We start from the raw sequence: 12,691 nt of genomic DNA, 5'->3' as shown, positions 1-12,691 counted from the left end.
TTGCTAGCTGGGTTCGGCTCTGCTACATCCCCGGTGATTTTGATCCCCGCCCTTTATGGACGGGGTTTCTTCACGCCCCCGGGGTAGCTGCCGCACGCGAATTCGGGGCCCAAAATATCGGAAGGGTGGACGTGTCCGAACCAGCTTCGATTTCCACAGGCATCGCCGAGCGCTATGCCACTGCGATCTTCGAGATCGCCAAAGAGAATAATGACCTTTCAGGTCTGGAAACCGGCATCAATGATCTGGCAGCAGCTTTGGGCGAAAGCGCCGATTTGCGCGACCTGATTGCATCGCCGTTGATTTCCCGCTCCGAACAGGAAGCAGCGATTACGGCGGTTGCCGACAAAATGGGTTTGCACACCATTCTGCGCAATACGCTGGGCCTGATGGCTGAAAAACGCCGCCTGTTTGTAATACCGCAGCTGGTACAGGTACTGCGCGACATGCTAGCAGACGAACGCGGCGAAGTGACTGCCGATGTTGCCTCTGCCAAAGCGCTGACCAAGACCCAAATGGAAAAACTGTCCAAGACGCTGTCCGAGCGTGTGGGCAAGACCGTGACAATCAATGCGACCGTTGATGAAAGCCTCATCGGCGGTCTTGTCGTTAAAGTGGGCTCGAAAATGATCGACAGTTCGATCCGTTCGAAGCTCAACTCCCTACAGAATGCAATGAAAGAGGTCGGATAAATGGGAATCCAAGCTGCAGAGATTTCTGCAATCCTGAAGGACCAGATCAAGAATTTTGGTCAGGAAGCCGAAGTGGCCGAGATCGGCCGCGTGCTGAGCGTCGGTGACGGGATTGCCCGTGTATACGGCCTGGACAACGTGCAAGCGGGTGAAATGGTCGAATTCCCCGGCGGCATCATGGGCATGGCGCTGAACCTGGAAAGCGACAACGTTGGTGTCGTTATCTTCGGTTCCGACCGTGACATCAAAGAAGGTGACACCGTCAAGCGCACCAACTCGATCGTGGACGTTCCGATTGGCAACGGCCTGCTGGGCCGTGTCGTTGACGGTCTGGGCAACCCGCTGGACGGCAAGGGCCCCATCGAATCCACCGAGCGCGGCGTTGCAGACGTCAAAGCGCCTGGCATCATCCCGCGTAAATCGGTGCACGAGCCGATGGCAACTGGCCTGAAATCGGTTGACGCGATGATCCCGATTGGCCGTGGCCAGCGTGAGCTGATCATTGGTGACCGTCAGACCGGCAAAACCGCCGTTGCTCTGGACGCGATCCTGAACCAGAAGACCTACAACGACGCAGCAGGCGACGACGAGTCGAAAAAACTGTACTGCGTCTACGTCGCGATCGGTCAGAAGCGTTCGACCGTTGCGCAGCTGGTGAAGAAACTGGAAGAGTCCGGTGCGATTGATTATTCGATCGTCGTGGCCGCAACCGCGTCCGACCCGGCGCCGATGCAGTTCCTGGCACCCTATGCCGCAACGGCGATGGCCGAGTTCTTCCGTGATAATGGCCGCCACGCTCTGATCATCTATGATGACCTGTCGAAACAGGCTGTGTCCTATCGTCAGATGTCGCTGCTGCTGCGCCGCCCGCCCGGACGTGAAGCCTATCCTGGCGACGTTTTCTACCTTCACTCGCGCCTGCTGGAGCGTTCGGCCAAGCTGAACGAGGACTTCGGTGCCGGCTCGCTGACCGCTCTGCCGGTTATCGAAACCCAAGGTGGTGACGTTTCGGCGTTTATCCCGACCAACGTGATCTCGATCACCGACGGTCAGATCTTCCTTGAAACCGAACTGTTCTACCAGGGCATCCGTCCTGCTGTGAACACCGGTCTGTCGGTTTCGCGTGTGGGCTCTTCGGCTCAGACCGACTCGATGAAATCGGTTGCAGGTCCAGTGAAACTGGAACTGGCGCAGTACCGCGAAATGGCTGCGTTTGCGCAGTTCGGTTCCGACCTCGACGCCGCAACTCAGCAGCTGCTGAACCGTGGTGCGCGTCTGACCGAGCTGATGAAACAGCCGCAGTATTCGCCGTTGACCAACGCTGAAATCGTCTGCGTTATCTTCGCCGGTACCAACGGTTACCTCGACAAGATCGAAGTATCTGATGTTGGACGTTACGAAGCTGGCCTGCTGGCGCACCTGCGTGGCAAACACGCGGACCTGCTTCAGTGGATCACGGACGAAGATCCCAAGATCAAGGGTGACGCTTCCGACAAGATCAAGGCTGCGCTGGACGAATACGCCGCAACCTTCGCTTAAGGGAGAGGCGGGCATATGCCAAATCTTAAGGACCTTAAAAACAGGATCGAGTCGGTCAAATCGACCCGCAAGATCACCAAGGCCATGCAGATGGTCGCGGCTGCAAAACTGCGCCGCGCCCAGGAATCTGCCGAAGCCTCGCGTCCCTATGCCGAGCGGTTCAACGCCGTGATGGCCGGGCTAGCGGCATCGGTCGGGGGTAGCGACAGCGCCCCCAAGCTGCTCCGGGGTACGGGCAGTGATGATGTCCATTTGCTGGTTGTCATGACAGCTGAACGCGGCCTCTGTGGCGGCTTCAACTCGAACATCGCCAAGCTGGCCCGTCAGAAGGCGGAAGAGCTGCGCCTGAAGGGCAAGACAGTCAAGGTTCTGACTGTCGGCAAGAAGGGCCGCGACGCGCTGAAGCGTGATTTGGGGGATCTGTTCGTTGGACATGTCGACCTGAGCGAGGTCAAGCGTCTGGGCTATACCAACGCGCAGGACATCGCGAAGGACATCCTGTCCCGCTTCGACGGGAGCGAGTTCGACGTTGCCACGATCTTCTACTCGAAGTTCGTAAACGTTGTGACCCAGATCCCGACGGCACAGCAGATCATCCCCGCCTCGTTCGAGGAAACCGAGGGTGACGACAGCGGTGCCATCTTCGACTATGAGCCCAGCGAAGAGGCCATTCTGGCCGACCTGCTGCCCAAGGGAGTTGCGACCGCGATCTTCTCGGCTCTGCTCGAGAACGGAGCGTCTGAACAGGGTGCACGGATGTCCGCGATGGACAACGCGACACGTAACGCGGGTGAGATGATCGACAAGCTGACGATCCAGTTCAACCGCTCACGTCAGGCTGTGATCACCAACGAGCTGATTGAAATTATTTCCGGCGCCGAAGCGCTGTAAGAAAACCGGAGACAACAATATGGCGAATGCAAAAGGCAAAGTCACACAGATCATCGGGGCCGTCGTCGACGTGCACTTCGATGATCAGCTGCCTGAAATTCTGAACGCGCTGGAAACCGAAAACAACGGCAAGCGTCTGGTACTGGAAGTTGCCCAGCACCTGGGTGAAAACACTGTCCGCACCATCGCGATGGACGCGACCGAAGGTCTGGTCCGTGGTGCGGAAGTTGTCGACATGGGCGCACCGATCTCGGTTCCTGTTGGTAACGCCACTCTGGGCCGCATCCTGAACGTTGTTGGTGAACCGATCGACGAAAAAGGTCCGGTCGAAGCAACCGAATCCCGTGCGATCCACCAACCTGCGCCGACCTTCGCGGAACAGTCGACCGAGTCGGAAGTTCTGGTTACCGGCATCAAGGTTGTTGACCTGCTGGCCCCCTACGCCAAAGGCGGTAAGATCGGCCTGTTCGGCGGCGCGGGCGTTGGTAAAACCGTTCTGATCATGGAACTGATCAACAACATCGCCAAAGTGCACTCGGGCTTCTCTGTGTTCGCGGGTGTTGGTGAGCGTACTCGTGAAGGGAACGACCTGTACCACGAGATGATCGAATCGAACGTGATCAAGCCGGACAACCTGTCGGAATCGCAGGTGGCCCTGGTTTACGGTCAGATGAACGAACCTCCGGGAGCACGTGCACGTGTTGCCCTGACCGGTCTGACTCTGGCCGAGCAGTTCCGCGACCAGTCTGGTACCGACGTTCTGTTCTTCGTCGACAACATCTTCCGTTTCACGCAGGCGGGCTCTGAGGTGTCGGCTCTGCTGGGTCGTATTCCTTCGGCGGTGGGCTACCAACCAACACTGGCCACCGACATGGGCGCCCTGCAGGAACGCATCACCTCGACCAAGTCGGGCTCGATCACCTCGGTTCAGGCGATCTACGTGCCTGCGGACGACCTTACCGACCCCGCGCCGGCAACTTCGTTCGCTCACTTGGATGCGACCACCGTTCTTAACCGTGCGATCTCGGAAAAGGGTATCTACCCGGCTGTGGACCCGCTCGACTCGACCTCGCGTCTGCTTGACCCGGCGATTGTTGGTGAAGAGCACTACAAGGTTGCGACCGACGTTCAGCAGATCCTTCAGCGCTACAAGTCGCTGCAGGATATCATCGCCATCCTTGGCATGGACGAATTGTCGGAAGAGGACAAGCTGACCGTGGCCCGTGCCCGTAAGATCGAGCGCTTCCTGTCGCAGCCGTTCGACGTGGCCGAAGTCTTTACCGGTTCGCCGGGCGTTCAGGTTGCTCTGGATGTCACCATCTCTTCGTTCAAGGCCGTTGTGGCCGGCGAATACGATCACCTGCCCGAGGCAGCCTTCCTGATGGTTGGCGGCATCGACGATGTGATCGCCAAGGCGGAGAAGATGGCCGCAGAAGCCGCCTAAGGAGCACACCTGATGGCAAACACGATGCAATTCGACCTCGTCAGCCCCGAGCGGAGCCTTGCTTCGCTCAGCGCGACGGCGGTCCAGATTCCCGGCGCGGACGGGGACATGACGGCAATGCCCGATCATGCCCCCACAATCACCACGCTGCGCCCGGGCATCCTGAAGGTCGACGCGCCCGAAGGGTCCAGCGAGTATCTGGTCACCGGCGGGTTTGCCCAGATCAACGGCGATAGCCTTTCGGTTCTGGCCGAAAAGGCGATCCCGGTTGCGGAAGTGACCCGGTCACATCTGGATGATCTGATCGCAGAAGCGAAAGCCTCGCACGAGGCGGCCAAGGACGGCGATGATCAATCCATCGTCGACGACGCCGCCAAACTGCTGGCTGATATGGAAGCCTTAGGCACCCATATGAGCCTGTAACGGCCGAGCGACATTGGAAACACAAAGACGGCTCCGCGACTGCGGGGCCGTTTTTTTGTCGTGATTTTACCAAATGGTCGGGATAAGCTACGGGAATTCAAGAATAATGATGACAGAATGAAAAAATTTCAAACACACCCCATAGGTATTGATCAGGGCGAAGAAGTGCTGTTTTCCGAATTCGCTGAAGGCGGGGCGATGTGGACAGGACAAGGCCCCCGCGAACGTCGTGCTGAAATCCACTTCAGCGAACCCTTCCGTTCACCTCCGGTTGTGCAGATTGGTGTCTCGCTGTGGGACGTCGACACATCGTCCGCTTTGCGTGCCGAAGTTCAGGCTGAAGAGATTGCATCCGGCGGCTTCACAGCCGTTTTCCGTACCTGGTCCGATACGCGCATTGCTCGAATCCGCATCGCCTGGATGGCAATCGGAGAAGTGCCGCATTCGGATGATTGGCACATCTCATAATTAAACTGAAACGGTTCGGCCTGCGTCCACCAAAACGCCAAGCTGTTTCACAACGACTTTAGTCGTCCAAGGTCTCGATCATGTCTACCCGTGTGGCATGTCGACCGCCTTCGAACTCGGCTGTTAAGAAAGCGTCGACAATATCCAGCGCTTGTCCCTCACCCACAACGCGCGCACCGATGGAAAGCATGTTGGCGTCGTTGTGCTGGCGGATCATGCGAGCCGAGAACGCGTCCGAACAAACACCGCATCTGATTCCCGGGACCTTGTTTGCCGCCATCATGATGCCCTGGCCGGTGCCGCATAGAATGATCCCTAGCTGACATTCACCAGAAGCAACGGCCTGCGCCGCGGCTTTGCCGTGCTTGGGGTAGTGCGTGCTTTCGGTGGAAGTTGGACCAATGTCCATAACGTCCCAGCCTTGGGCTACGATATGGGCGGAAACTGCCTGGCGCAATTCAATGGCTGCGTGGTCGCTGGAGAGAACGATGCGTTTGTTGGCTGTCATAGAGACGTCGACCTGTCTTTGTGTTCGCGGGAATGGGAACTTGTAGCTAGCTGGAGTTTAGCAGAGCCGGAACATCCGCTAAATGTCCGCTGTTTTGATGCCATGATAACGAAAGGGCGGCCTGTGTCAGCCGCCCAAGTCGATGCTCAATTTGTATTATACAGCGACTCGTATATTGGCGTCAGTGTTTTGTCTTCGAACAAAGATGATACGCTTGTGCCGTTCCAGATATTCAAGATCGCCTGAGTGAAAATCGGAGCGGTCGGGACGATGCGGATATTCGTTGCGTTCGCGACCTCAGGCGTAGGCTGGATCGTATCCGACAGCACCAGCGATTTCATGACCGAGTTGGTGACGCGTTCGACCGCTGGGCCGCTCATGACGCCGTGAGTAATGTAGGAATGCACCTCTTTGGCGCCGTTATCCATCAGCACCTGAGCGGCTTTGCAGAGCGTTCCTGCCGTGTCGCAGATGTCGTCCACGATAAGGCAGATTTTGTCTTTGACGTCGCCGATCACGGTCATCTCAGCCACTTCACCAGCTTTTTCACGGCGTTTGTCGACGATCGACAATGGGGCACCGATCCGTTTCGCCAATTCACGGGCGCGCGCCACGCCACCCACGTCCGGCGAGACGACCATGATCTCGTCCAACCGGTCCTTGAATTGCGCCTTCACGTCCAGCGCGAAAATCGGCGAGGCGTAAAGGTTATCGACCGGCATATCGAAAAAACCCTGAATTTGCGCTGCGTGCAGGTCCATGGTCAGAATCCGCTCGATCCCAGCACCGGTCAGCATGTTGGCGACAAGCTTCGCAGAAATCGGTGTCCGAGCTTTGGTGCGGCGGTCCTGACGAGCATATCCAAAATAGGGGATCACCGCAGTGATACGTTGGGCAGACGACCGCCGCAGCGCGTCGGCAATGATCAGCAGTTCCATCAGGTTATCATTTGCCGGATTCGAGGTCGGCTGGATGATGAACATGTCTTCGCCGCGGACGTTTTCGAATACTTCGACAAAGATCTCGCCGTCGTTAAACCGTTCGACTCGAGCATCGACCAGACCCTGGTCAACACCGCGATGCAGGCTCATGCGGCGGGCAATGGTTTCGGCAAGAGGAAGATTGGCGTTCCCAGCGATCAGCTTGGGTTCGTGAAGTGTCGGCATCGGCTGTAGGTCCCCAGGCAGCAATGGCAATGTGACAGATTCGTGATGTTGACACCGCTTAGCATGGCCTTACCGTCCAGCAAAGGTAACGCAGCGGAGAAAGTGCACATGACCCAGATTGACTACTTTTTTGCGACACTCTCGCCCTATTCCTATTTGGCGGGTACGCGTTTGGAGGAGATTGCCGCAAAGCACGGTGCAACGATCAACTATAAGCCGCTGGATATCATTGCCCTGTTTGGCCGCACCGGAGGGACACCGCCGAAGGACAGGCATATCTCACGCATTGAATACCGCGCGCAGGAACTGCAGCGTCAATCCCGAAGCCTGGGTATGGATTTCAACCTGCAGCCGGCGCATTGGCCGACCAACATGGCGCCGTCGTCTTATGCGGTGATTGCTGCCATCAAAGACGGCTCCGGCGATGTGGGCAAGCTGTGTCATTCGATCTTGCGCGCGTGTTGGGCCGAAGAAAAGGACATTGCGCAGGATGATGTAATTCGGGATTGCCTGTCGCGGGCCGGGTTCGATCCAAATTTGGCGGATAGCGGTCTACTGATCGGTGCCGAGACGTATGCTGCCAATCTCGAAGAGGCTGTGGATCGCGGCGTATTTGGCGCGCCGTTTTACATCACACCTGATGGTCAGCGGTTCTGGGGTCAGGATCGCCTGGACGATCTTGACCGGCATTTGACCGAGGCGAAGTAGGCGCGCCTCGTGGCCCCGTCATAGAAGGGCCAAAAAACGGTCGATCTGGTCGGTACTGACCGACCAGTCGCACACCAGGCGGCAAGCGAGCATTTCTTCCTCGTCCGGACCGTCAAGGGAATCGCCCCACAGATGATACACAGCCCCGGCTTCGTGCAGGCGTTTGTGTTGGCTGCGTGGGAAGCTGGCAAAGATCATATTGGCCTGTGGTTCGTGCAGAAACGCAGCACCAGCTGCACGCAACCCTTTGACGAGGTGTGCGCAATTGGCGTTGGCCTGATGGGCGGACTTTAACCACAAATCGTCACGCAGATAGGCAGCCATCTGTGCTGACAAGTAGCGATGCTTGGAGAACAGATGCGCCCCGCGCTTGCGGCGTAACTCGAACTCCCACGCTTTGCTTTCGTCGAAGAAAATCACAGCCTCAACACCCAACAGACCGTTTTTTGTACCACCAAAGCTGACCGCGTCTATGCCGGCCTTCCAGGTCATTTCAGCGGGGGAACAATTTAGTGCTACCAGAGCGTTGGTAAAGCGCGCGCCATCCATATGTACCGGTAGGTCATAGTCCTTGGCGACCCGGCACAGCGCCTGTAGCTCGTCAAGAGAATACACGGATCCCCGTTCTGTCACTTGTGTAATCGAAACCGGCCCGCGCTGAGGACCGTGAACGCCCCGCGTTTCTTCGCCCTCAATCGACTGGCGCAATGCCTGAGGGGTCATCTTGTCACCACCGCGGACAAGGGTCAGTTTTGCCCCGGTATAGAATTCCGGTGCGTTACATTCGTCCTCGTGGATATGTGCGACGGGCGAGCAGAACACGGTTTCCCATGGTTTCGACAGGGTGGCCAACGCAAGCGAATTTGCTGCCGTGCCAGTTGCAACCAAGTAGACTGCCGCTCCCGGAGCCTCAAAAATGCCCCTGATCTGGTCACGCACTTCATTCATTAGCGTGTCCGCACCATAGGCCATCTGATAACCTTGGTTTGCCTCGGTCAGTGCCGCCAGAACCTCTGGATGAACGGGTCCGGAATTGTCAGAAGCAAAATGCATCAGCTCGGCTCCTCGATAATATAGTCTTCCCACTCTTCAATGGGGGTTTCGAACTCGGAAACGGTTCGGTCTTTTACCGACACACCGGCGGCATGAACCGTTTCAGGCGTACCAGACAATAAGGGATGCCAATCGTAAAGGGGTTTGCCCTCCCAAAGCAGACGATAGGCACAGGTCAGGGGCAGCCAATAGGCGTGATCGTCGATATTGTCCGGCCTCATCACGATGCACTCGGGCACAAATTGGTGCCGGATGTCGTATTGCGTGCAGCGGCAGGATTCATCGTCCAACAGACGGCAGGCGACGCAGGTCAGGGCGACTTCACCGGTGTCTTCGTCCTCCAGCTTGTTCAGGCAGCACTTGCCGCAACCGTCGCACAACGCCTCCCACTCGCGCGAGTTCATCTTTTGCAGCGGTTTACGCTCCCAAAAGCGAGGCGGCAGGCCAGCGCGCTCAATCGGGTCGGTGGTCATAGGGCCGCCAGCAAGTCGCGCGCCTGCGCGCAATCCGCATCCATCTGCGTGATCAGGCTGTCCAGTCCCCCAAACTTCATCTCTGGGCGAAGATACTCGACCAACCCAACTGACAGGGTCGTGCCGTACAGATCGCCCGAGAAATCAAACAGGAACGTTTCGATATTGGGTACTTCACCATCAAACGTCGGTCGTGTCCCAATGGAAGCGGCACCTTGATAACTGCCTTGATGCGGGCCATCCAGAACATCCACCAGAACGGCATATACCCCGAATTTCGGCGGGTGCAGCCCCTCGATTGACATATTCGCTGTGGGAAAACCCAACTCACGCCCGCGCTGCTCACCGCCCACCACTTCGCCTTCAATGCGGTGCCAGTGACCCAGCATTGTCGCCGCATCACGTGGGCGCCCCTCGGTCAGTGCCGTGCGGATCGCGGTGGATGACACGACGCTTTCAGATCTCTCCATCAGAGGGGCGATTGTGACGCCGAACCCCATCTCATTTCCAAAGTGCATCATGTCATGGGCCGATCCGCTGCGACCTTTGCCAAAACAAAAATCCGCGCCCACGACGACATGAGACAAGCCGAGTCCAACACAAATTACGTTATGCGCGAATTCCTCGGGCGACAGGCCTGCCAGCGCGGCATTAAAGGGAAGCTCATACAGCTTCCGGACACCAAGTTTTTCTAAACGATGAGCCCTCGTATTGCCGCGCATCAGGCGAAACGGCGGAGAGTCGGGCGCAAAATACTCGCGCGGATGCGGCTCAAAGGTCATCACCCCGAGCGGAGCTTCGGGCGCGGCGTTTCGGGCAAGATTGATCACCGATTGGTGGCCGACGTGCACGCCGTCAAAATTACCGATCGCAACGCTGGCGCCGCGGTCTTCTGGCTCGATAAATTGGAAATCCCGGATGATTTGCATGTGGGTTGCCTAGCGGGACTATGGGCTGGGTTCAAGCACCTGATTTAGGTGCAGACCCCGGTTGCCGGATGGTTTCTTCAGCGAGGAAGCGGCGAGCCCAGTCCACATTAATGGTATCCGCCAACTTTGCTGTAGGGGGCGTCACACGATTGGTGACCGTTGGATCGAGTCCCAATTTGGTCAACAACCCAGAAAGCGTTTCAATCGGATCGTGTGAAAGGTCGTCGTATTGGATAGACACGGGTTCAATATTCTCTTTTTCAAACCAGCTTCTCCATTTTGCGTCCATTTCCTCAAACTCGGTTTTGTACCGTTCAATTTTATCTCGATCATAAACAGGATCAGTGTGTGGTGAGAGGCGTTCCAGTTCGGTTCCGTCAGAGTTTCTGTGCCAGAGGCCGGTCTGACTGGCTTTGACGAACGAGATTGCCTGTCCCAACTTGTCGCGGCGCGTAAGATGGATGAAGAGAGGGCGGCCGAAGGCAGCCTCGACACGGGCTACATCATCCGAGAGTTCGGGGTGGAGGAGTTCGAGTTGTTGAAGGAAATACGTGAGGCTCTTGCCCTGCAGGCGCAGTCCGAACATCGCCGTGTTTGCTTTTCCTTCTTCATAAACAGCGTCAAATACGGCAGCTAACGCTGTTGCCGCTTCTTCGAAGTCGCACTCGTCTAGGCTGTATTCCTTTAGCCAGCCCGTTAAAGAGGGTGAGTGAAAGTAGGAGTCAGGCTTTCCGGAAACTCCGGTGGCCGAGAGCATTCTGCATAACAATGTACTGCCGCTGCGCGGGCTGCTGCAAATGACGTAAGACTGGTACGGTTTCATACTGGTATCGCGTCCGGGATCATCTCAAAGCAGGTGTTTGTGGCAAGGTAAGTTTTTGGAAAATTTGGTCAATTTCAACGCGGGTCAACGAAAAAGGCGCCAGTCTTGGCGCCCTTGGTTTCAGCAGGTGGCTTTGAAGTCAGTCGAATTTGCGCGACGGCGCCAGAACCATCGCCTCACCCACCAACACCTTTTTGCCGTCGACTGAACAATGGCAATCCAGCTTAACGCGACGCTTGGAAAAATCGATGTCGATGACTTTGACTTCCGCATAAACCATGTCGCCGGGACGTACCGGAGCCAGAAACTTCAACGACTGACCCATGTAGACGGTGCCATGCCCGGGCAATTGCTCACCGATCACGGCCGAAATCAGTCCGGCGGTCAGCATTCCATGGGCGATGCGCCCTTCAAAAATTGTATCACGGGCATAATCATCGTCCATATGCACCGGGTTTCGATCCGTCGAGACCTGAGCAAACATCTCAATATCTTCGTCGGTCACCACTTTCCGCAGGTGACGGGTCATGCCCATTTCGATGTCTTCGATACAGATCGTTCCGCGCGGAAGATTATCCAACATGTTGCCCTCACTCGAGATCGGAAGGGCAACAAAAAACCATCATCGGTCGCCCTTGAGCAACTTTATTACTTCGCAGTTGCAGAAAATCAAGTCTTTTTTGACTACCTCAAGCGGCCGATCGAGTAGGTCGGACTGATGTTTTCTTTTTCGTTATGATCTCTTAGGGCATGTTCGTCCGGATGGTGCGACGTTTTGGTTTCTGCTGCGGCCAACCCGCCGGTTATGAACAGTGTGTCAATGCCTTCGCCCATGCCCCCGGCAATATCGGTTTTTGGCCCGTCACCAATGGCCAGGATCTCGGAATCCGAGGCATCAACCCCCAGCGCCAGCAGTCTTCGCCGCGCCAGATCGTAGATCGGCGGGTGCGGTTTGCCGAAATAGAGGCTCTCTCCACCCATCTCGGTGTACAGCTGCGCTAAAGCTCCTGCACACCACTCCCGCGTTTCACCTCGATCGACCACAATATCCGGATTGGCGCAAAGCAGTTTCATGCCTTTTTGCTTTGCGTACAGGAAATCGGGGCGGTTCACGGCAGGATCAGCCATCGGATCGAACGGGCCGCAACACACGATGCCCTCGGCTTCGTCCAGCGGTACGCGTTCAATTTGCAACGGATGATCCAGCAGTTTCAGCTGTTCAAAAAAACCTGCGTCGCGTTGCCACTCTCCCATGAAATAGACTTTTTCGCCCACTTCACCGCGGAACATGGCAGATCGGGCCGAGTCTCCGCTGGTTGCTATGGTGTCGTATGCGTCGTTCGGCACGGCGAACTGACCCAACTGTTCTGCGACCCCAGCGCGCGGTTTGGGCGAATTAGTAACCAAGACCACCGTGCCGCCGTTTTGGCGATAGGCTTGTAATGCCGCCACGGCCTCGGGAAACGCGGTGATGCCGTTGTGGACGCATCCCCACAAATCCACAAACAGTGCTTTATAGCGGTCGGAGACTTCAGAAAGCGTTGAAATGATCTGGGTCATATGGCCCCTCATGT

Annotated in this window: 15 protein-coding genes; 7 read left to right on the top strand and 8 right to left on the bottom strand. The window is 56.8% G+C overall.

The window, feature by feature from the left end; all coding sequences use genetic code 11:
• Nucleotides 1-131 precede the first annotated feature (131 nt).
• From AC2TCY_RS15510 to AC2TCY_RS15485, 6 genes are all read left to right on the top strand, one after another.
• Nucleotides 132-692, top strand: a complete 561-nt coding sequence (locus AC2TCY_RS15510) for a F0F1 ATP synthase subunit delta (RefSeq protein WP_480848686.1) — start codon at nucleotides 132-134, stop codon at nucleotides 690-692.
• Entirely contained in the window at nucleotides 693-2,231 is a 1,539-nt protein-coding gene (gene atpA, locus AC2TCY_RS15505; RefSeq protein WP_480848684.1) for a F0F1 ATP synthase subunit alpha, read from the top strand.
• 15 nt (nucleotides 2,232-2,246) lie between these two features.
• Nucleotides 2,247-3,122 (top strand): F0F1 ATP synthase subunit gamma, encoded by an 876-nt coding sequence (locus AC2TCY_RS15500; protein ID WP_480848683.1) that lies wholly within the window; start codon nucleotides 2,247-2,249, stop codon nucleotides 3,120-3,122.
• Nucleotides 3,123-3,141: 19 nt separating this feature from the next.
• Nucleotides 3,142-4,566: a F0F1 ATP synthase subunit beta gene (atpD, locus tag AC2TCY_RS15495; protein WP_480848682.1), complete on the top strand. Its 1,425-nt coding sequence runs from the start codon at nucleotides 3,142-3,144 to the stop codon at nucleotides 4,564-4,566.
• A 12-nt stretch (nucleotides 4,567-4,578) separates the two neighbouring features.
• Nucleotides 4,579-4,989 (top strand): F0F1 ATP synthase subunit epsilon, encoded by a 411-nt coding sequence (locus AC2TCY_RS15490; RefSeq protein ID WP_480848680.1) that lies wholly within the window; start codon nucleotides 4,579-4,581, stop codon nucleotides 4,987-4,989.
• Nucleotides 4,990-5,106: 117 nt separating this feature from the next.
• Nucleotides 5,107-5,457 (top strand): H-type lectin domain-containing protein, encoded by a 351-nt coding sequence (locus AC2TCY_RS15485; RefSeq protein WP_480848678.1) that lies wholly within the window; start codon nucleotides 5,107-5,109, stop codon nucleotides 5,455-5,457.
• 58 nt (nucleotides 5,458-5,515) lie between these two features.
• Here AC2TCY_RS15485 and rpiB read toward each other — a convergent pair whose 3' ends face one another.
• Together rpiB and AC2TCY_RS15475 are read right to left on the bottom strand one after the other, a co-directional pair.
• The gene (rpiB, locus tag AC2TCY_RS15480) at nucleotides 5,516-5,965 is read right to left on the bottom strand and encodes a ribose 5-phosphate isomerase B (RefSeq protein WP_480848677.1); all 450 of its coding nucleotides are present in this window, start codon (nucleotides 5,963-5,965) and stop codon (nucleotides 5,516-5,518) included.
• Between the two features lie 146 nt (nucleotides 5,966-6,111).
• Nucleotides 6,112-7,131: a ribose-phosphate pyrophosphokinase gene (locus AC2TCY_RS15475; protein ID WP_480848675.1), complete on the bottom strand. Its 1,020-nt coding sequence runs from the start codon at nucleotides 7,129-7,131 to the stop codon at nucleotides 6,112-6,114.
• 108 nt (nucleotides 7,132-7,239) lie between these two features.
• Here AC2TCY_RS15475 and AC2TCY_RS15470 point away from each other — a divergent pair, with 108 nt between their 5' ends.
• Complete coding sequence (locus tag AC2TCY_RS15470) at nucleotides 7,240-7,839, top strand: DsbA family protein (RefSeq protein ID WP_480848673.1); 600 nt, start codon at nucleotides 7,240-7,242, stop codon at nucleotides 7,837-7,839.
• An 18-nt stretch (nucleotides 7,840-7,857) separates the two neighbouring features.
• Here the strand turns inward: AC2TCY_RS15470 and AC2TCY_RS15465 are convergent, their stop codons facing one another.
• The 6 genes from AC2TCY_RS15465 to AC2TCY_RS15440 form a co-directional block, all read right to left on the bottom strand.
• A complete protein-coding gene (locus AC2TCY_RS15465) occupies nucleotides 7,858-8,892 on the bottom strand; it encodes a threonine aldolase family protein (RefSeq protein ID WP_480848672.1) in 1,035 nt (344 codons plus the stop codon).
• Nucleotides 8,892-9,365: a YcgN family cysteine cluster protein gene (locus AC2TCY_RS15460; protein ID WP_480848671.1), complete on the bottom strand. Its 474-nt coding sequence runs from the start codon at nucleotides 9,363-9,365 to the stop codon at nucleotides 8,892-8,894. The genes AC2TCY_RS15465 and AC2TCY_RS15460 overlap by 1 nt, the downstream gene beginning before the upstream one ends.
• Complete coding sequence (locus tag AC2TCY_RS15455) at nucleotides 9,362-10,294, bottom strand: bifunctional riboflavin kinase/FAD synthetase (RefSeq protein ID WP_480848669.1); 933 nt, start codon at nucleotides 10,292-10,294, stop codon at nucleotides 9,362-9,364. The genes AC2TCY_RS15460 and AC2TCY_RS15455 overlap by 4 nt, the downstream gene beginning before the upstream one ends.
• Before the next feature lie 31 nt (nucleotides 10,295-10,325).
• Nucleotides 10,326-11,117, bottom strand: a complete 792-nt coding sequence (locus tag AC2TCY_RS15450; RefSeq protein WP_480848667.1) for a Stf0 family sulfotransferase — start codon at nucleotides 11,115-11,117, stop codon at nucleotides 10,326-10,328.
• 139 nt (nucleotides 11,118-11,256) lie between these two features.
• Nucleotides 11,257-11,700 (bottom strand): MaoC family dehydratase, encoded by a 444-nt coding sequence (locus AC2TCY_RS15445; protein WP_480848666.1) that lies wholly within the window; start codon nucleotides 11,698-11,700, stop codon nucleotides 11,257-11,259.
• A 101-nt stretch (nucleotides 11,701-11,801) separates the two neighbouring features.
• Complete coding sequence (locus AC2TCY_RS15440; RefSeq protein ID WP_480848664.1) at nucleotides 11,802-12,677, bottom strand: TIGR01459 family HAD-type hydrolase; 876 nt, start codon at nucleotides 12,675-12,677, stop codon at nucleotides 11,802-11,804.
• Nucleotides 12,678-12,691 lie beyond the last annotated feature (14 nt).

Source organism: Ruegeria sp. HKCCD7181 (genome assembly GCF_057221055.1).
The sequence above is the reverse complement of the archived record's forward strand: the minus strand, read 5'-3'. Positions and strand labels throughout refer to the sequence as shown.